At 33.0% G+C, this 19931-nt stretch carries 15 protein-coding genes and 1 pseudogene; 3 read left to right on the top strand and 13 right to left on the bottom strand.

Annotated features, from left to right (window positions below; genetic code table 11):
• Positions 1 to 87: 87 nt before the first annotated feature.
• From FLEMA_RS0107185 to FLEMA_RS76910, 4 genes and pseudogenes are all read right to left on the bottom strand, one after another.
• On the bottom strand, positions 88 to 1065 hold the full coding sequence (locus tag FLEMA_RS0107185; RefSeq protein WP_026994879.1) for a FecR family protein: 978 nt from the start codon (positions 1063 to 1065) through the stop codon (positions 88 to 90).
• A gap of 193 nt (positions 1066 to 1258) precedes the next feature.
• Complete coding sequence (locus tag FLEMA_RS0107180; RefSeq protein WP_026994878.1) at positions 1259 to 1837, bottom strand: RNA polymerase sigma-70 factor; 579 nt, start codon at positions 1835 to 1837, stop codon at positions 1259 to 1261.
• A 260-nt stretch (positions 1838 to 2097) separates the two neighbouring features.
• Positions 2098 to 2457 (bottom strand): annotated as a pseudogene (locus FLEMA_RS0107175) (DUF4274 domain-containing protein); the annotation flags it as partial.
• A gap of 39 nt (positions 2458 to 2496) precedes the next feature.
• Positions 2497 to 2634, bottom strand: coding sequence for a hypothetical protein (locus FLEMA_RS76910; RefSeq protein WP_159102661.1), 138 nt, complete (start codon positions 2632 to 2634; stop codon positions 2497 to 2499).
• Between the two features lie 371 nt (positions 2635 to 3005).
• Here FLEMA_RS76910 and FLEMA_RS67805 point away from each other — a divergent pair, with 371 nt between their 5' ends.
• A complete protein-coding gene (locus tag FLEMA_RS67805) occupies positions 3006 to 8072 on the top strand; it encodes a PAS domain S-box protein (RefSeq protein ID WP_044171044.1) in 5067 nt (1688 codons plus the stop codon).
• A 227-nt stretch (positions 8073 to 8299) separates the two neighbouring features.
• Here the strand turns inward: FLEMA_RS67805 and FLEMA_RS0107160 are convergent, their stop codons facing one another.
• Positions 8300 to 9574, bottom strand: coding sequence for an RHS repeat domain-containing protein (locus FLEMA_RS0107160; protein WP_026994876.1), 1275 nt, complete (start codon positions 9572 to 9574; stop codon positions 8300 to 8302).
• Positions 9575 to 9579: 5 nt separating this feature from the next.
• On the opposite strand from FLEMA_RS0107160, the gene FLEMA_RS77100 reads away from it, so the two are divergent.
• Positions 9580 to 9840, top strand: coding sequence for a hypothetical protein (locus FLEMA_RS77100; protein WP_026994875.1), 261 nt, complete (start codon positions 9580 to 9582; stop codon positions 9838 to 9840).
• Between the two features lie 287 nt (positions 9841 to 10127).
• Here FLEMA_RS77100 and FLEMA_RS0107150 read toward each other — a convergent pair whose 3' ends face one another.
• The 5 genes from FLEMA_RS0107150 to FLEMA_RS77340 form a co-directional block, all read right to left on the bottom strand.
• Positions 10128 to 11186, bottom strand: a complete 1059-nt coding sequence (locus FLEMA_RS0107150; protein WP_026994874.1) for a hypothetical protein — start codon at positions 11184 to 11186, stop codon at positions 10128 to 10130.
• A 1-nt stretch (position 11187) separates the two neighbouring features.
• Positions 11188 to 12498, bottom strand: a complete 1311-nt coding sequence (locus FLEMA_RS0107145; protein WP_026994873.1) for a BREX system ATP-binding domain-containing protein — start codon at positions 12496 to 12498, stop codon at positions 11188 to 11190.
• Positions 12495 to 13478, bottom strand: coding sequence for a hypothetical protein (locus FLEMA_RS0107140; protein WP_026994872.1), 984 nt, complete (start codon positions 13476 to 13478; stop codon positions 12495 to 12497). The genes FLEMA_RS0107145 and FLEMA_RS0107140 overlap by 4 nt, the downstream gene beginning before the upstream one ends.
• A 4-nt stretch (positions 13479 to 13482) precedes the next feature.
• Positions 13483 to 14739: a class I SAM-dependent methyltransferase gene (locus tag FLEMA_RS0107135; RefSeq protein ID WP_044171041.1), complete on the bottom strand. Its 1257-nt coding sequence runs from the start codon at positions 14737 to 14739 to the stop codon at positions 13483 to 13485.
• A gap of 253 nt (positions 14740 to 14992) precedes the next feature.
• The gene (locus FLEMA_RS77340) at positions 14993 to 15073 is read right to left on the bottom strand and encodes a DUF4113 domain-containing protein (protein WP_081681273.1); all 81 of its coding nucleotides are present in this window, start codon (positions 15071 to 15073) and stop codon (positions 14993 to 14995) included.
• A 354-nt stretch (positions 15074 to 15427) separates the two neighbouring features.
• Here FLEMA_RS77340 and FLEMA_RS0107125 point away from each other — a divergent pair, with 354 nt between their 5' ends.
• Positions 15428 to 16000, top strand: coding sequence for a hypothetical protein (locus FLEMA_RS0107125; protein WP_044171039.1), 573 nt, complete (start codon positions 15428 to 15430; stop codon positions 15998 to 16000).
• Between the two features lie 210 nt (positions 16001 to 16210).
• Here FLEMA_RS0107125 and FLEMA_RS0107120 read toward each other — a convergent pair whose 3' ends face one another.
• The 3 genes from FLEMA_RS0107120 to FLEMA_RS0107105 all read right to left on the bottom strand — a co-directional run bounded on the left by FLEMA_RS0107120 (position 16211) and on the right by FLEMA_RS0107105 (position 19795).
• Entirely contained in the window at positions 16211 to 16543 is a 333-nt protein-coding gene (locus FLEMA_RS0107120; protein ID WP_026994868.1) for a DUF7668 domain-containing protein, read from the bottom strand.
• Positions 16544 to 16548: 5 nt separating this feature from the next.
• On the bottom strand, positions 16549 to 17460 hold the full coding sequence (locus FLEMA_RS0107115; RefSeq protein ID WP_262486532.1) for an RHS repeat-associated core domain-containing protein: 912 nt from the start codon (positions 17458 to 17460) through the stop codon (positions 16549 to 16551).
• 592 nt (positions 17461 to 18052) lie between these two features.
• On the bottom strand, positions 18053 to 19795 hold the full coding sequence (locus tag FLEMA_RS0107105; protein WP_026994865.1) for an RHS repeat domain-containing protein: 1743 nt from the start codon (positions 19793 to 19795) through the stop codon (positions 18053 to 18055).
• Positions 19796 to 19931 lie beyond the last annotated feature (136 nt).

The raw sequence follows: 19931 nt of genomic DNA, 5'->3' as shown, positions 1-19931 counted from the left end.
TTAATTTTTTTTGGGACATAGTTTTCCCAGCTCACTCAAGTTGATTTGAGTGCAGTAGGGGTTTTTATAGATTTGTTGTTTGCTAGGTTATGGACATCCGTTTCCTTTCAGGGAAATATTTTGCCCATCAATTACGTACTCCGCTTCTATGGAACGGCAAATGACTTCAAGAATCGTAGAGAGATGTACGTTATCAAAATTTCCGCTCAAACGGCATTTTTGGAGTTTTGGTGATAGCTCAATCTGTACATTAAAATTGTGTTCAATGCTTTTTACGACATCTTCCATATTGGTATCGTCAAATTGTAGCGATGACAATTCCCAATAAAAGGTTTTATCTGGTGGCAAAACATTTACTTGCATTTCATCTGTTTTGGTTTCTAACACAACTTGTTGCTTCGGTAGTAGAATAATCTCTTTTTCTGTTTCATTTTTCACTGATACTTTTCCTGTAACGACCGACACCTCAAAAGTTTCCATTTTTGGGTAAGCCTTTACGTTGAAGCTAGTACCTAAAACGGTGGTTGTCATTTTGCCTGAGTAAATCAAAAATGGACGAGTTTCATCTCGTTTAACATCAAAAAAAGCTTCTCCCTTTAGGTTTACTTGTCTGTACAGTCGGTCTGATTGATTGTAGCTCAATTGAGTTTTGGGCTGTAATAAAACGATACTTCCATCGGGTAAAACAACTTTGAGAATTTTAGCAGAAGAGTTTTCATACTTTGCCCAATCGGAAATTGGAATATCCGATTTGATTTTACTGATTTTTTCCTTGTCATTTGGCAGGAAATAAAACGATAGCCCAACTACAATCACCAATACAGCCGCCATACTTGCCACTGCCCAAACCCAACGAGGAGGATGGTATTTTTCCTTGTGTTTAATTTGCTCTTGGATTGCCTCCTTGATTTTATTTTTAAGTTCGGCTCGCTCTTCTTCGGTTAAATCACTCAAGCCGTCAGGTTTATTTTCAAACGAAGCGTACCATCTTTCAACAAAGAATCTTTCGCCCTCAGAGGCTTCGTCGCTCAAGTAACGTTCTATTATTTCTTGGTTTATTCTCATTTTATTCTTGCTTTCAAATACTAAGTGAAACAACACACCTTTTTCCCCTATGCAGAAATAATATTTTTTTAAGAATAATTTTTCTTCTATGAATCAAGTGAGAAATATCAGTTGGCTAAAAAACAAAAAACAAGCCTTTTGAGCTTGTTTGGGGACATTTTCAATAAAACATAATCGCTTTATCTATTTGAAGTTAATGCAATACAGGTATTAAAAAAATAGAAAGAGCTGTATAATCGCTCAAGGCTTCTCTCAAAATTTTTAAGGCTTTAGTCATTTGGTTTTCAACGGTTTTCTCTGAAATGTCTAAACGCTCAGAGATTTCTTTTTGCGATAGTCCCGTTCTTTTCATCAAAAATATTTCTCTGCATCTTTCAGGTAAAGCTTGTAAGGCTTGTTGATAAGCTTCATTTAATTCATCAAAAGCAACCATTTGCTCGGTAAAATTACTATCCTCGGCAGGAAAAATGGTATTTGAGTACTGTTCAAACAAGTTGTTCTTTTTGTACTGTGCAATGACTAAATACTTGACCGAAGAAAACAGATAGGCTTCGATAGTCGTATTGATTTCAAGTTTTTTTCTGCGTTCCCACAAGGAAATAAACAAATCTTGAATGACTTCTTCGGTCAGTTCTCGATTTTGTAATCGTTTATAAGCTGCAGCGTACAATTTTGAAAAAAACTTTTGATACAAAAAATCAAAGGCTCTTGCATCACTTGCAGCAAGCGATGTAAGAATTTCTTGGTCGGTATCAAATGTTTTTATCTCCATAATATTAGTACAAAGTAAATATATATTTGGATGAAACCTGCAAAATCAAACTATACAAGCAAAATTTTTCGGAAACCTAGTTTTTAAGCCACAAGCTCAGCCCTAGACCTGAAAAGTAATAAAGAAATAATTCGGAACATTATGCCAATATTGGCAAACAATTTGAAAGTGAGGCTAAAAAATAGTCCTGACAAGTAGGAATATTCAGCGTGTAACCACTTAAAAGCTGATACTGCTTACAATGTAGGTTAAGCAAAAAATTAAAAAAGCGAGAATGTTATCAAGTTTTCAAACTCTTCTCCATTTGATGGCTTTTTTAATTCTCTGGGAATCAAAGAATGTCCTAGCCCTCTTTCGGAAGCATAAGAAGCTGGGTCAAATTTGATTTTTGAAATCATAAAATATCCATTAAGCAATCGATTCTCTATTGTTTTCAATAATTCAAAATCCTCTTGTTGATAATCAGGAATATTGTTTTTAGCCTCATGTTCTAAATAGTAGTCGGGGTCACACATCCAATAAACCATTAAAGCCGTTCCATAATCGCATTTTGAATGGTTTAATACCAAAGTCGGGATTTCATTACCATCGTCCCAATTCCAAGATTTCATTAAATAATGTAATTCCTCAGAAAAGTTAAGCTTATGAAAACTTTCTAATTATCGTTTGATTATTTTACTCTCCCCTGCATCTTCACTATCGTCAAGTTCAAGCTGTTCTTCATCTGAAAATGAATGATATGTATCAAGTATGAATAAATCAATAAATTTTTGCTGATTTTTTGAAATGGTTAGCATGACTTTACATTTTTGTTTTGACTATATGTACAGATTAAACGTTTAAAAACGTAATATTTTTCACTTAAAGTTTATTTTAAAAAGATCACAAATTTACAGTAATCGTAATTTGCTAAGCTTTTGAAGAAATTTGAGTCTGGCAAACCCTCTTCATGTACTCTCTATAAAATATCGGGTCAGTTCGATGGATACTTAATAACTCAGGTAGGCTTTAAATTGGAAGTCAGAAATCTTCTTTGAAATCTTCCGAACATATCCATTCAATGACAACAATCAGTAATTTTTCACCTATCACTAATTATACTTATTTTATATTTATTATAAATTACAACATAATTTCAGCATATATATAATAAAACCGCCATTTTGTTATGACTAACCATTTTTATAGACAACAATTGAGTATATTAAATTATGAGTACGTAGAGTTTAATAAGAACTTAATCATTGAAGATAGGTCAAGTTTTTTCCAAATTAATGCTTGGAAAAATAAAGAGGACTACAAAAACCTTCACGAACTCATTGAGGATTATAGAGGAATTAATTTTGATGAAATAAATTCTGAAATAGCCTCAAAATCATGCATTCATATTCCAGAGTCAGTGTATATTCTCACAGGAAGAGTTCATGAAATATATCTACACAAATTTGAGGAGAACTACGCTCTATTTGTTAAAGATTTAGGAATGCGCTCTCCACATAATGAGGAATTACAATTTTCCGACAAGCTTACAATTTCCGACTGTAAACAGCTCTTTCAGCAAGCACCAGTCGCAATGCTTGTCTCCAACCTTGAAAGTAATAATCTTTTTTTTAACGATCAATTCATTAATTTTTTCGGCTATAATTCTGATGATATTTCGAGTGTCACAGATTGGTTGAATTGTGCTTTTCCATCGGATACTGACCGCAATTTTGCAGACCTAAACTGGTATGAAAATATTTATCCAACACTGAATAAAGAACATATTGTTCAACCGTTTGAATGTCAGATAACTTGTAAAAATAAAGAGATAAAGATATGTGAGGTAAGCTTTATGCTTGCGATGAATACTTGTATTATCACATTTTTAGATGTAACGGAGCGGATAAAAATTCAAAATTCTTATTTAGAAAGTCTCCAGAATTTTAGAGAGATTTCAGACAATGTGAACGACATCTTATGGATAAGAGATGAAAACGATGATAAGTTGCTGTATAGTAACAAGAAATTCAAAGACATCTTTGAAGATATCAATAATCATGAGAGTAAGTTATTACATATATCTCAATACATTTATCCAGATGATATACCTCCCCTAAAAGAAGCTCAAGAGAATTACCTTAAAACTAGTTATATTCCATTCAATCAAACCTTCAGGGTTAAAGTCCAAAAGAATGAACGTTGGTTTAACTTGAAAAAATTTCCATTACATGACCAAGCAGGAAATGTTTATAGACATGTTGGTCTTGCCAAAGATATTACAATTCAAATACAATTTGCAGAGAAACAAAAACGCAATGAACTTTTTCAGACAACGATAATTGAGTTATCGAATAAATTCATGAATTATCCTTTTTCTAATAATGATGGGGTTGATTTGATTTTGGAGACAATTGGTAATTATGTAGGTTGCCTACAAGTATTACTTTACGAAATAGATAACACACAGTTACACTACAGAGAGGTCAATGCTTGGACATCCTCAACAGTTATTGAAAAACATACAAACCTCACGATTCTTGATACCTTTAAAGTTTCTGACATTGAACATCTTATTCCGAAAGCATTAGAAGAGGATTTGTTATTTGTTGAAGACATAGAAACTCTTAACTTTAATACAGAACTTATTAAGAGCCTACAGCTTTTAGAAATTGAGAATATTCTAATACTTCCTATAAAGAAAGATACAAGTCTTGTTGGTTTTCTGTCTATGCTATCGGATAAGAAAAAAAAGGTCTATGAAACAGATGAAATTGCATTACTCCGTTTGACGAAAGATTTAATTCAAAATGTCAAAGTTAGGCATCAAATGGAGTATCAACTCAGAACTAGTGAACAAGAGTATCATAACATTTTTGAAAGCATGACAGATGGAGTAGTATATCTTAATAAGAACGCTGAGATCCTGAAGGCTAATCAAAGTGCATTTAAGTTTTTTGGGTTAGAGAACAAAGGTATAAAATATTGGACTGAGCTTGTTTTGAATGTCAACATAGTAGATGAAACGTTTCAATTACTTGATTTTAATCAACTTCCAATCATACAGGCAGTTGTTAAAAAACAAGAAATTCGAGAGAAAGTAGTTGGGCTACAAAACAAAGAAAGCTCAGAAATTAGATGGATGAGCATATCTACACAAATAGAGTATTTAACAGATGACAAGGATGATTATAGGGTATTTGCAACATTAACAGATATTTCTGAGCGAAAAGAATTTATTGATACACTTAGTGAAAGTGAATATAAATATCGAAGACTCACTGAAAATCTACAAGACGTCATTTACAGGTATGAACTCTTACCTGAAAGAAAATTTTCTTACATAAGCCCATCAGTAACTGTAATCACAGGCTACACTCCAAAAGAGTACTATGATGACCCCAATCTCGGTTTAAAAATCGTCCATGAGGATGATAAGTCAATCATTCAGTCATTGATTAATGGAAATATTAATTTACAATCCCCAGTTACTGTTCGCTGGAAAAGAAAGGATGGTCGTATTATCTGGGTAGAGCAAAGAAATGTTCCAGTAAGAGATAGTGAAGGAAATCTTATTGCTATAGAAGGCATCCGTCGTGACGTTACTGAAATAAAGGTCATGATAGATAAACTTAACTTTTCGAATAAACTCCAAGAGATGCTAATGCACATCTTCTTAACATTTATCAATATTTCATTGGATACTGTCGAAGAGAAGATTAAGGAATCATTGGCTAAAGTTGGAGAATTTATGAGGGCTGAATGTTTATTTGTTGTTTATTATGACACGAAAAATGGTACTTATCGAAAGCAATATCACTGGAGAAAGGGAGACCGTCCTTTAGATAGTTATAATATTGGTGAAAATGGTAACATAAGCGAAATAGAATCATATTTTCAGAAGCATCAAATAGGAGACTCATATTTCACAAACTATAATAACGTAAATATCTTTACTGTTCCAATATATGCTGAAGAATCATGTATTGGTTTTGTTGGACTTACATTTCTCAATACTACTAATCGAACTAAGGACTTTGACTTTCAAATACTCACCTTGATAGGCGAAATGTTAAAGAACATAAAACACAGACAATTTGACCTAGACACAATCAAAGAAGGACAATTACTTTTAGAAAGTATAATAGAAAATAGTGGTTCTGTTATTTACGTAAAAGATTTAGAGGGTAGATACATAAATGTTAATAAAAATTGGGAGTTACTTACTGGTCTAAAAAAAGAAGAGTCTTTAGGACGTACTGTCTTTGATTTTTTTCCTCATGAAACAGCCAAGAAATTTTCTGAATTAGATAAACTAGTGATTGATGAACAAAAAACACTGAGTGTTCAAGACATTGTTACTCAAGGCGAGAATCATAAACTTTTTTTGACAGTCAAATTTCCTATAAGAGATGCAAATAACCTAATAGTTGGAATAGGTGGTCAAAGTACTGAGATAACGCATTTAAAATTAACTGAAAAGGCTCTTAAAGATAGTGAGGCTAATTTGAAAGCAATACTTGATAGTTCGTCTGAAAGTATCTGGTCAATTAACAAAGACTACGAAATAATCTATGCCAATGAGATTGTTTATAGAGATTTTCTCTACTCATTTGGATATCGTTTAGAGAAAGGAACTAATATCTTAGATTGCTTGCCTGAGAGCCTTAAAAATCTTTGGCGAGATAGGTATTATCAAGTTTTACAAAATAAGGTTTTACACTTTAACGACACAGTTCCTACCATTGATAAAATCTTCTACTTAGAAATTTCCATGAACCCAATTATTGTGAATGGAGAGGTTGTCGGTGTTGCTGTGTTTAGTAAAAACATAACAAAAGAAAAATTTGCTCAAAATGAGATTTCTAAGTTTAGCTATATTTTTGAAAATCTACTAAATGAAATTTTTATTTTTGATGCGAATACTTTAAAGTTTATTGATGTCAATCAAGCTGCTCAAGCCAATATAGGCTATACATTAGAAGAGCTAAGAAAACTAACTCCTATTGATCTAAAACCTCTGATAAGTCATGAGCAGTTTCTTTCCTTGATAGAGCCATTAAAAAACCATCAAAAAGATAAACTTATCTTTGAAACAATACACTTGAGAAAAAATAGGACTAAGTATGATGTAGAGGTTCATTTACAATACATCGAAATCGACGGTAGTCCAATTTTTATTGCCATAATTGTAGATATTACTGAGCGGAAAAATACTGAGAGAGCATTATTAGAGAGTGAAAATCGCTTCAGAAGCATCTTTCAAGATAGTGCATCGATAATGTATCTGATTAATCCAGACAACGGACAGTTTATCGACGCCAACGAGGCCTGCGTTCAATTTTACGGTTGGGGGAAAGATGATTTTCTGAAACTTAATATCCTTGATGTAAATATTTCACACGATGATCTTACACGTAAATTTGAAGTACTAAGTAGATTAGAACGTCAAAAATTTGAGGTACAACATCGAACGTCTACTGGTCAAATATTCGATATGGAGGTATATTGTTGTATGTTGAATGTAGGTGGGCAAAACCTAATATTTGAAATTGCACACAATATCACAGAACGGAATAAGTATTTTAAGGCTGTCGAAATTCAAAATAAATCACTAAAAGAAATTGCTTGGATTCAATCTCATGTAGTAAGAGCACCACTTTCTAGACTGATGGGATTAGCCATGTTGATTCAGGATGGTTTCGATAATCCAAGAGAGCTAAACAAATGTCTTGAACACATTGTATCTTCAGCTTTTGAGATAGATCAAATAATTAAGGACATTACACAAAAAACGTACATAATTCAAGATATGGAGCGTAATACCACTCCAAACTTCAACACTATTTCTACTAAAATACATTTTTCAATTGTCGACGATGATAGTGCCATTCAACTTCTTCATAAATTACTATTGAAAAAAGCTGAAATTACTCCATCACCTAATCAATTTTTAAACGGAAAAGGTATTGTAGAGTACATATCAGAAAATAACCACTCTGAGGATATACATATTATCTTCTTGGACTTAAATATGCCCGAGTTAGATGGATGGGGTGTTTTAGAGTACATCACACATAATAATTTATCATGTAAAATATATGTAATAATTGTATCGTCTTCTATTGATGAAAGCGATAAACTCAGAGCCCAAATATATCCATGTGTTATAGATTTTATCCAAAAACCTATTAGCATTAATAAATTGTTTGAGATTAAGTCCTCTTCTCTTTTAAAAGTATATTTTGAAGGTTAGTCAATGGTAGCTTTTAGTTTATTAAGTTTTTAATTTATTTACCTTTAGTAATACAAAAACGCCCACCAATTCGCAATTGGCGGGCGTTTGCATATCAGTAATATTTAGAAGAGAGCTTTGTTTTACGACATTGACAAGTTCCAAGCTTTGGCACAGTCTGCAAATGTGACGTATGCACACCTTTGTCGGCTTGTTTAGCCTTCATTTGAGCATAATATGGCACAACACTATTTCCGCCATGCTAATACACCAGAGTTTGCTAACTTGGTTAAACCTGCTCCCACTCCTAAACCTAAAGTAGAGCCTGCTATATATTCTCCTACAGCAATTGCACCTGCACCAATTTCAGGTAAGAAAGGAATAGCAGGACAAAAAGGACAATCACCATCAGGGTCAGACCGTAAAATCGGATTATTGTAACTATATTGATACAATGATAAGTGTTCTTGTCCTTCTATTACGGGGTCTTGAGAGGTAAAACGTCCCGTTTGGGGGGCAAATTGCCTGTGCATCAAGTCTATATAGCCTGTTTCAAATTGCGTTTCCCTATTTAAGAATTGAAATTTATTGAAATTAGCAGGATTTCGTGTAATTGCCATCCCTTTCATCGACAAGCCCCACGGGTCGTAGAATAGGCTTTGAAGAGGTACGGCAATGCCTGCGGAATCTTTGAGTGATACTCTTAGATTACCTAAATGGTCTGTGATATTATACTCATACTGTCCTTGTGCGTTGATACGTCCTTCGTCGTGCGAAATCTGGTAGAGACTGCCATTTACATAAATCTCATCTTCTTCATAATCGGTTGTTTCGCCATTAGAATCTATTTTTTTGAGTTTTGAGCCTTGTGCATCATACTGGGTGGTAATAGTTCTTCCGTTGTCGAATGTTATTGTTTTTGGGAGTTTGAGGTAATTGTAAGTGATAGAGGCTATCTTTTTGTTCTTATCCTTTTTCAGACTACCATCTTCCCAATATTCATAATCATTATCGGTATTAGTACCATCTCTAAAATCGCCTAAGTCTGGATTGCCAATGGTGGCATCTTGAATTTTTAGGAGCTTATTAGAATTGGTTTGATAGGTGTAAGTTAGGTTATCGACATTGCCAAAACTGGTATAATTGGTATTCGTTGCTCCATTTCTTGAAAGAGTTTTGATATTGCCATTGGCATCATAATTTACATTGTTTAGGGCATAGTTTTCTCCTGCTTTGGTACTTCCATAAGTGGCAGCGGTGATACGAGAAGCTCCGTCGTAGTTGTATTGATAGGCTCTTTGGATACCGTCGATATTACTTTTCCAATATTGGTTTCTGATATTTCCGTCGTAGTATGTACCGTCTTCTTCGTAGTCGAGCTTATAGCTAAATAGGCTATTGGTTAGGTTGTTATTGGCATCGAGGTTGATGCCTTTTAGCCCACCTCTGATATGGTATTTGTAATCAAGGTAGAAGTGTATATGGTCAAAAAGATGGTAAGTCTGCTCAAGAGTTTGTATCACATCCTATGGCAATAGGTTTTTTAGAGGACGGTACAATCGTATATAAATATCGATCGGATGGTGTCTGGGTATACGATACAAAACCATTTTCTGCATCATATATGTACAATTACAATGAATATGGAGTAGATACCAATACGGTTTTAGCTGTTTATGCAGGGAACGATATTTACGCTTATAAAATAGATACCAATAAGACCACTGAGTATGGTTACTTGTATGATGGTAGACTTGTTTATAAATGGGGGGATAACTATCAATGGTAGCTGCGCTAGGACAGTAGTACCTTACATTCTGAAATCATCAGCTTTACCAAGATGATGTAAGATATTTTGAAAGAAATAGAAATCATCAAAACTTTAAAAATAGATATAGTTTTTAAAAATTGTATTTCGAATAGGGTAAAATAAATTTTCTTATTTCTCTTGAACCAAGAAATGTGTCAATCACTTCATTTAGAGTTAACTTAAAATAAAAGGATTGACACATCTCTAATTTCTATTATTAGAATAGAATTGTGTATTATTATTTTTTTCCAATTAAATTACAAAAATCAATTGTCTGGATGTAGAAAAACATAATTTCCTGTTTTTACATATTGATTATAAGTATTGCCTTGTTGATTATCAGTATTGACTTGTGGAATAATATATTTAACTGATACAATACTATTATTATTCAAAGTTGCAGGATAATTATCAATCGATTTTCCGTCACAATGAAAATCTTTAAATTTTTGGTTATGATGATAAAACTTTAAGTTTTCAACATCCAATATCGATAAAAATACATCATTAGGTAAGGTAATAGTATCCGAGGATATTTTAAAGCATAGAAGTTCTCCGTTAAACCTACTGGATGGCTTTGTAATAGAACCTAGAAAAAGATTTTTACATTTTTTTTGTACATGTTCTATGATGAATGACTTTATTATATCATCGATTTGTAACCCATCGTTTTCTGTAGTCTTAGTTAAATCACTATCTATTCCACTTACGATATTACTTAATAATATAGTTTGTGGTCGAGCTATAGCGTTACTCTCAAAAACATCAGTGACAATATTTTCATCGATTGCTCTCTTCATCTGATTATCATTTGTAAAAAAAACAACATAATCTTGTTTCTTCATTAATTCAGGATAACAGCATGAAAGAATCAATAGACTATCTTCTTTTGATATTTTAGATAGTAGTACCAAATCTTTATGTGGATTCCATAGTCCTGCATGAATGTCGACGTTCTCATAGGTTATTCCAAAGTCATCCAAAAGCTTATTTAATTCATTTTCAACACTATCCCTTACAGTATTTGAAACAGAAGAATATGGTAATTCTGGGAAATTGAAATCATTTTTATATTTTAAAGCTGAGCTAAAATTAACAACACCATTTTGTTGATGACTATGAGCAACGAATTCTCGGAGATAGTTTTCAAGCTTTCTAACACCTATAAATTCATATATCGAGAATCTTGAGCAGATTAACTCAATAAAATCAGATTCAGACAACTTCTTAATGAATTTAGTTAAATTGGGATAGGTATTATCAATTAAATATGCTAACACATTTGTATCTAATGCTACTTTAATTTTAAAGTCTTCAGGTATCATTCTATATCCAGTCTAGGTGTTTTGTTATAAAATCTTTATCAATTAGCTTAATAGTACTTTTAAACTCTACGGCTCTTTCAAGTATTTGATACATACTTCTTAGGAAAATTCTTGGAGAACCCAGAGACTTATTGTTCACCTCATCAATAGCATCAATTGTAAATGGATACAAATTCATATTGGAGTCAACTATAGAGTCTGCTTCATCTTTCCGTGCCGTACTTAAATAACTATATGTAATAACTCTAGCTTGCTCATTTGTTATCCTTTGAATTAGAATTTTCCTATCAGTTAATCTATCATATAAAGGAGGAGATAATCTGGCAATATCTTCAAGTGCATTACTTGTCATAGCAAAAAGTACACACCAACGTCTCTCTTTGTCAATCAATGTTCTTAAGTTCTGGGTATAGTTATCTTGTTCCTTTTTGCTTAATCGACCAGAAGTGATATCTTCAAATTCATCTACCAATAAATAAAACCTCTGAAATCCTTGGTCTCTCACAATAGATATTATAGCATTCAATAACTTTACAACTTTCTTATCAAGGCCTATGCCACTTCCAGAAGTTAAACTTTCCCAAGTTTTGTTAACTCCAAACTCATCAACAATTAGTTGGTAAAAATAATTTGCAATAACTGCATCATCTCCATTCTTAACTCGAAGAATTTCCAAAACAATAGGCTTTAGTGTTTCTTCAAATAATTTCCTTGTACTCTTATTCTCAACTAGCCCAATAAATCTATCTATAAATAATTTATAACTTACGGTACTCTCTATATCAAGCTGATTTATTGCATTATTATTGTCTTCGAAAAGTGATTGTTGTTTACTCAGAGGAAGTACATTTAATTTTTTAATATATTCTTCATTTTTACTAATTGACTCTAATATTTGGCCCCAAATAAATTTCTTAAATTGTTCATGACCTATATTTTCAATTACAGAACCCACTAATTCAGAAAGCTTAGTGCCAGGATTATTAATGTAGAGCACATATGATTTTTTGGGTTCATTTAAAATCAATGACCTAGCAAAAAGTAAAAGCTGAGTTTTTCCTGTACCATAATCTCCAGAAATCGTCCCGATAAGTTTCTGGTCTTCTGTGTCTTCAGAATACAGAGAATCTCCGATAAAATCTATAAGCTTATTCAGAACATTTTTATCAACGGGCATTAGCCCTATTGTTCTTTCGGTTGATTCATTTATATTAGCTGTCCCAGATTTTGGAAAAGGATTTGACTCTAAATTAAAAACCTTATATTTATCTTCGGTGTTTAATTCACGTTTTTGTTGAAGAAAGTCTATCATTTTCGTATAATTAGATGTGAAATAAAACTATTATTTAATTTGGGGAATAAATAAGTCGCAGAATTTATTCGCTTAATATTATTTTTCCCTTTTATCAGAAAAATTTCAGATGTTCTTTCAAAAGTTAAATCTTTATTACTTGTAATCTCTCTGATTATTAACTCTTTAATTTTTTCGACAGAAAATCTGTAATTCAGAGCAACCTTATATATCAATTCAGGTATCCAAATATGTCTACTCGTAAAATTATTAATAATAAATTCACATAAATTAAAATTAACAGGTTCATTAATAAAATAGCAAATCGATACCTCATTTGGCATCCCATGATTTATGATGTTATTAATATTGAAACGCTCTAGAACCCTTAGAGATACACCCCATTTTACAAAAACATCCCAAAATCTCATCGCAGCTTCATTTTCCAGAACATAACTTAAAACATTTCCATTTACGTCTGATAAGAAACAATTGGTTGCCTTATGCTTATCACTAAAGTAATACAAGGGCTTGGAATCATTTAAAAAGTTTTTTTTGGAAAATAATTCAAAATTAAACCATTCTAAATTACCAATATTAGTAAAAAAAGAGGAACACTCTCTAAATCGAAAATAGGAAAAAAAAACCGAACGTAAATCATTAAAATCACTTTCAGTAAGTGGCTCGAAAAGCTTAGAGTTTATAAATAAGTTTGAGGCTAAGCTATATCCACTCTCATCCTTTATTACTAAATCAAATTTTACAAGTGCATTTAAGTACTCCAGTACTTTACGTTCATTCCACTTATCAGATGTTGTCAGCTTTTCATTAAATCTAATTGTGATTTGTTTGAGGTTTTCATTAGGATATTCTCTTACAAGTAAATATAAATCTTTGATGCTCTCTAAAGAATATACAAATACGAAAGACCATTTATAATAATCTCTGCCTGCATCCTCATCAGATAGCAATGGTATTATCATTCGTTGTGTAATATTCATAAACCTAGCGTAAAATCAATATATTTTCCGATAAAGTCAAACTGTGCCTGTGTTTTAGAGATGTCCATTTTGTACCTCTTTCTCTAATTTTAACAATTTCATAGTTTTCAAAACCTATATTCAAAGCAATCTCTCCTAGAATTTTAGTGGTATCAATATAAATACCGTAAGGAGCAGAGTCACCCAAAACCAAAAAAGCCTTACTTCTAGGCTTTAAAACACGCCTCATTTCCACCAAAACCCTATACATATCCTCAAAATAATACAGAGCTAGTAAATCAAATGATTTTTTACCTTTCTTAGTATAACTAATTTCTTTTATTCTTTGAATATCAGGCAATAACTCATCTACAATTTGCTTATTCTGAAGATAAAAATCTTGCTCAATCCATTTTGCAAATTCAAAATCATCGTCTTTATAGTGTGTTGTCGCACCTGTTACTAGATTTTTTCTGACATTTTCTGTAATATCATTCCATGTATCTGTAATTCCATAAAAATGTGAACAAACTTTAGATACCTCCCCATAGTCCAAATTATTTAGGTAAGGAGGAGACGTTATACAAATTGAGCAATGATTATCAGGTATACTTGGGTTTAATAATCTCGAATCTTGGTGATACACGAACGAACTCCTTTCGATACCTCTAAACTTTTCAAGGTCGACTATCATTTTCTGAGCAGTTATACAAAACGTCGCGTATGCGTTTAGCTCACTTTTAAGATATTTGCTCCTTGAAATATAAGGTATTGCTATTGGATGAATACTAACCTTATGTAAGGTTTGAGTAAGTGCCAACTTAAGAAAAATTCTTACATCTGAATCAATAGAATTTATGTAATCTTTAATAACATAAAGTTGAAATAAATTTTCTTTTGTGTACAGAGATTCTAAAAGTTTATGATAAGTATAACTCTTAGAAAAATCGTTTATAAGTTTGAATAACTCACGAAAGTGAAAATCCAGATTATCCAGAGAAACATTCCAATTTAATTTTGCATTTATAATGTCAATCAATAATTCTTGGCCCTCATTTCCTACCGCAGGTATACTATGTTTCTGAGCAGATACCAAAGTTGTTCCGCATCCTGCAAAACTCTCAAATATAACAGATTTGCTATTTAGCTTCTCTTCTAAAATTATCTTATCTACTAACTTGTACGAGAATCCTGCCGTAAATCTATACCAATCGTGTATCGGACTTGTTCTATTATCTTTAGCTGTTCCAATTTCCTTGTGTAGATTCGTAAGGTTCGTCATTCTATTATTGATTTATAGTTTTACTTATTGTTTTTAATTGCTATTAAACAACTAAATTTGAATAATATGAAAATTAATCCCTTTATTTTATTAAAATAAAGTTTTTACAAAGTTACTATTTTAATACCAGAACTACTGAGTTTAAATATAATGAAACAGAAATAATTGAATTAGGTTAGCATCAAATTTTTATAACCAACAACTCATCAAATCGTGTAGTAAACCGCTGTGACAGCCTCTCATTTTTCACCCTCTATGTTCTATCAAAACCCTGAGCAGCTAACTTCAACTTGTTTCTTCCATTCGAATGGTTTATGGCATCCAATACTTGCATGACCTTTCTTGCATTATTATCAGGATTGGGAGAAAACAGAGATAATTGATACTCATCCTCTGGCACGATACCCTATACTATTACTCCAGCTTTTTATATTTATAATAATCTTTATATATTTTTGATAATCCCAATAAGGCGTTTTTTTTATTATTTGTGAATCGCTATCCGCAACGGGTAGGGTGATTGTGATTGAGTTGAAGTATTGTTTTTCATTCTTTGCAAACTGATTTGTGATAACAAACACCTGAATGAAATTAGCTACACTCCGCTGTTTGAGAAGCTTAAAAGCACAAGCAGCCGCAAAGTTGGCAACCGACTATGATAAGGGACATATACAGATACAATAACAACATGAAAAAATATATTGGAGTAGTCGTATTGGCTATAGTAGTCACTATACTATATTTCATCGGAAAAGCAAAAGGATGGTGGAGTGTAGCCTCATCATCAACCACCACAAAGGAGAATAAATTTACGTCTTCGCTTAAAAAAGTGACGGATTTAACAACGAAAAAACGAAACCTAGATGCGCCAAATGATGATACTATCAACACCACAAATCAGTATGGAGTTAATACGGCAATTGTAGTCGATGATTGGAATGGTAGAAGTGTATATGGTCAAAAAGATGGTAAGTCTGCTCAGGAGTTTGTATCACATCCTATGGCAATAGGCTTTTTAGAAAATGGTGAAATCGTCTTTAAATACAAAATTTATGATGACTGGGTATTCGATACAAAACCATTTTCTGCATCATATATGTACAATTACAATGAATATGGAGTAGATACCAATACGGTTTTAGCTGTTTATGCAGGCAATGACATCTATGCTTATAAAATGGATACTAACAAGACCACTGAGTATGGATACTTATATGATGGCACACCTGTCTATAAACAAGGGAATTATTATCAATGGTAGCACATTAAACCCTAGTACAAGTTCGTTCACTTTTAACCCTTGACCTGCTAGGAGTCAAGGGTATTCACTCTGTAAGAATATAGCCAGATTATTCCTTCTTTTATTGAGCCATATTGAACGGAAAAGAGGTTTTCTGTTTGATTGTAAATCGTTTGAGTTCTCCAAGTACTTGTAGTTTAGTATGTTTTGTTTGTATATGTGTAACACTTGCTAAAGTACATGAATATCCTCAATAGAGTAATGATATTCATTATCAATATTATATACTAAACAACTCAACGTTAGATCGCTTTCCTCATTGTTAAACCAAAGAGGAATGTCAACCCAAAGTTGGTTCTCAAAATTGGTATCATATAAATCTAAATTGTTTAGTTTTTCAATTGGAGGAAGAGTCAATACTCCTGGATATGCTAAAATTTCATCTTTTATATCTTCAATTGATATTTTTTTTACAAAATCTTTCTTAAAGACTTGTTCAAAATGTCCTTCTATTAGAGATTCTAGCAACTCCCTAATCACTTTTTTAATCATTTCTATGTTCATTATAATTATGGTCTCTTATATGGAATACGAGTAGTTGTACTCGTTGTCACACCTAAACTTTGAAAATATGTATCTGCTTGCTTTATAGCTTCTTTTGCTTCATTTTGAGTTAATCCTGCTGCTCTTAGAGAACGATAGGCAATTCTTCTCTCCGCTCCATAAGTTCCACCATCTCCTAACTGTCTCCTATTATTTTGAGCCTGTGTTGCTAAATTATGTTCAGTTCCTTTTGTTTTTGAAGAACCATTTAAATGAATTGTGGGGGCTTCTCGTTTGCTATATGTTGGAATATCTTTGACTGCTGCATCTTGAATAATATGATGAGCCTCATTAAATTTACCTTGTAGTGACTTGTACGCTCCAACTGCTCTGTCGCTAATGAAACTTATGCTTTTCTTTGCAACACTACCGCTAACTATAGGTACTATTATTCCTACACCAGCCATGGCTTTATCGCCTGTTGTCGCTTTTTGACCGTCAATATTTATAGCATCTTTACCTCTTGTGAGAGAGGTTACTAAAACCGTAGCATCATTTACATCAGTAAAAGTTAAAGCCTTTTCAATAATATCACCAACATCATTTGCTACTTTAGAGACTGTTGTTTTTAAAGCATTCCATTGAGTCTCTCCCTCTGCTATCAAGTTCGGACAAAAAGGACAATCACCATCGGGGTCAGATCGTAAAATCGGATTATTCCACCCATATTGATACAAAGATAAGTGTTCTTGTCCTTCTATTACAGGGTCTTGACTTATGAATCTTGCAATAGTAGGGTCAAATTGCCTGTGAATCAGGTCTATATAGCCTGTTTCAAATTGCGTTTCCCTATTTAGGAATTGAAATTTATTGAAATTAGTAGGATTTCGTGTAATTGCCATCCCTTTCATCGACAAACCCCAAGGGTCGTAAAAAATACTTTGGGTAGGCGTGGCAATTCCTGCGGAGTCTTTGAGTGATACTCTTAGATTACCTAGATGGTCTGTGATATTATACTCGTACTGTCCTTGTGCATTGATACGCCCTTCGTCGTGCGAAATCTGGTAGAGACTACCATTTACATATTTGGCAATTCCGGTTGGGCTAAATTGGCTCTTCGTTTCATATTACGTTTTTAAAGTTAGATATTCTCACTAATTTTTAACTTTTAAATCGTAACAATTCTATCTAACACAACAATGGTATCTTATAGAGTATATTTTATTTGTATTTTGTTTTATTTTGAATGTGTCAGTTCCAACTTCTTTAATCAAGCTATCACCGATTTGAATTTTATCAGTTATTTGAAAAACATCAAGATAACTGCAGCCATTGAACTGGATACTTCGTTCTCCAAGTTTTTGTGAAGAAAAATATAATTTTAATGGACGATATTCTATTGTGTCGATTGCTGTAATCTTTGCCCTTAAAAACATTGGTTTTATATCATTATTTATATGGTCTTCGCAATTAAAGCATCCTGATGCTCCTACAACGAACAATAAGAGGTATATTCTTTTGGAAACATTATTAGTCAAGTTCATTAGCTTCACGTTCTTTGGTTTTAATTTCATCATCTATTTTATTTATTAAACCTCTCAGTACCTTAGAAAGCATACCTCTTTGACGGCGAGCATAACTTCTATCTGCACTAAGTCTATTCAAAGCATCATTTATTACCCCTTTTGTTCTATGGAGTCTGGTAATCGCAACTTCTCTAATAGCCAATGCTTGTAGCTTATCAGCTTTTTGGTTACTACTTAAGCTTGAGTTATTATAGATTGAATTGAATATTTCACTATTTGATTTAAAAAATTGGGTAATATCATCTTCCATTTCATGTCCTTGTTTTTCAAAAGGAATACTAAAGTAAGCTTCATACCCACTTTCTTCAGAATCTAGGTAATCATATATATATTTTGCTAAAAATGGTAGAGTTCCGTAATTGCTGTACTGGAGGGTATGTATTGATTCATGTCCAGCAAGTGATGCCCAATAGGTTACAGAGGCATTTTCTAGATTCCCATCATAAACTACTTTGTCATTGGAAAGAGTCATTGCATTTTGACTTTTTGCCGAAAAAGGGAAAGTCGCACGTCCTTGATTCCAAGTATGGTTCACCCACCTTACTTGCATTAGTTGCGCTCTTGATATTCCTGTAGCACCAGCTACAAATCCAGCCCCAATGTTAGATAAGCTTGCAAAAGTTGGTTTCCCATTGGAATAATTAATAATAAAAAATGGGATTGGCAAATTTCCATCCTCATCAAGCATATTAACAGGATTATTTAGGGCGTAATTGTATGGCGACCAAGCAGTAAATTTCTCGGCCAAAGCGTCAGGAACAAACCAGCGTCCTTCTGCAGCTCCATACATCCTTGCTCCGAAATCATTCCATCCTGTTTCTAGTTGTAACTCTTTACCATTATACTGGTGCTTGTTAAAGTTAGCATAATTTTTGTTTATCTGCATACCCTTCATGGAAAGTCCCCAAGGGTCGTAGAATAGGCTTTGAACAGGCACGGCTATACCTGCGGAGTCTTTGAGTGATACTCTTAGATTGCCTAAATGGTCTATGATATTGTATTCATACACACCATTGACAATTCGTCCTTCGTCGTGGGAGGTTTGGTATAAAACGTTGTTTACATAAATCTCATCTTCTTCATAATCGGTTATTTCGCCATTAGAATCTATTTTTTTGAGTTTTGAGCCTTGTGCATCATACTGGGTGGTAATAGTTCTTCCGTTGTCGAATGTTATTGTTTTGGGGAGTTTGAGATAATTGTAAGTGATGGAGGCTATCTTTTTGTTCTTATCCTTTTTCAGACTACCATCTTCCCAATATTCATAATCATTATCGGTATTAGTAGCATCTCTAAAATCGCCTAAGTCTGGATTGCCAATGGTGGCATCTTGAATTTTTAGGAGCTTATTAGAATTGGTTTGATAGGTGTAAGTTAGGTTATCGACATTGCCAAAACTGGTATAATTGGTATTTGTTGCCCCATTTCTACTAAGACTAAGGATATTGCCATTGGCATCATAAGTTACATTATTTAGGGCATAGTTTTCTCCTGCTTTGGTACTTCCATAAGTGGCAGCGGTGATGCGAGAAGCCCCGTCGTAGTTGTATTGATAGGCTCTTTGGATACCGTCGATATTGCTTTTCCAATATTGGTTTCTGATATTTCCGTCGTAGTATGTGCCGTCTTCTTCGTAGTCTAGTTTATAGCTGAATAGGCTATTGGTTAGGTTGTTATTGGCATTCATTACCAATGCTCCTGCATAGGCTTAGAGATAGATATTGTAATGAATATTATTGATACTATGCTCACTAAACAGCGTTTCCAAAGTTTCTTTGAACAAAATTTGGCAGTCGCTCAATAATTTTTTTTGGTTAATTTTA

The organism is Flectobacillus major DSM 103 (assembly GCF_000427405.1).
Classification (GTDB): Bacteria; Bacteroidota; Bacteroidia; order Cytophagales; family Spirosomataceae; genus Flectobacillus; species Flectobacillus major.
Note: the sequence above shows the minus strand (reverse complement) of the source record. Positions and strands in the feature narration are given on the sequence as shown.

Excerpts from the sequence above, each read along its gene's own strand:
- FLEMA_RS0107185 (WP_026994879.1), bottom strand. The coding sequence starts at position 1,065 with ATGAGAATAAACCAAGAAATAATAGAACGTTACTTGAGCGACGAAGCC.
- FLEMA_RS0107180 (WP_026994878.1), bottom strand. The coding sequence starts at position 1,837 with ATGGAGATAAAAACATTTGATACCGACCAAGAAATTCTTACATCGCTT.
- FLEMA_RS76910 (WP_159102661.1), bottom strand. The coding sequence starts at position 2,634 with ATGCTAACCATTTCAAAAAATCAGCAAAAATTTATTGATTTATTCATA.
- FLEMA_RS67805 (WP_044171044.1), top strand. The coding sequence starts at position 3,006 with ATGACTAACCATTTTTATAGACAACAATTGAGTATATTAAATTATGAG.
- FLEMA_RS77100 (WP_026994875.1), top strand. The coding sequence starts at position 9,580 with ATGGCAATAGGTTTTTTAGAGGACGGTACAATCGTATATAAATATCGA.
- FLEMA_RS0107150 (WP_026994874.1), bottom strand. The coding sequence starts at position 11,186 with ATGATACCTGAAGACTTTAAAATTAAAGTAGCATTAGATACAAATGTG.
- FLEMA_RS0107145 (WP_026994873.1), bottom strand. The coding sequence starts at position 12,498 with ATGATAGACTTTCTTCAACAAAAACGTGAATTAAACACCGAAGATAAA.
- FLEMA_RS0107140 (WP_026994872.1), bottom strand. The coding sequence starts at position 13,478 with ATGAATATTACACAACGAATGATAATACCATTGCTATCTGATGAGGAT.
- FLEMA_RS0107135 (WP_044171041.1), bottom strand. The coding sequence starts at position 14,739 with ATGACGAACCTTACGAATCTACACAAGGAAATTGGAACAGCTAAAGAT.
- FLEMA_RS77340 (WP_081681273.1), bottom strand. The coding sequence starts at position 15,073 with ATGCAAGTATTGGATGCCATAAACCATTCGAATGGAAGAAACAAGTTG.
- FLEMA_RS0107125 (WP_044171039.1), top strand. The coding sequence starts at position 15,428 with ATGAAAAAATATATTGGAGTAGTCGTATTGGCTATAGTAGTCACTATA.
- FLEMA_RS0107120 (WP_026994868.1), bottom strand. The coding sequence starts at position 16,543 with ATGAACATAGAAATGATTAAAAAAGTGATTAGGGAGTTGCTAGAATCT.
- FLEMA_RS0107105 (WP_026994865.1), bottom strand. The coding sequence starts at position 19,795 with ATGAATGCCAATAACAACCTAACCAATAGCCTATTCAGCTATAAACTA.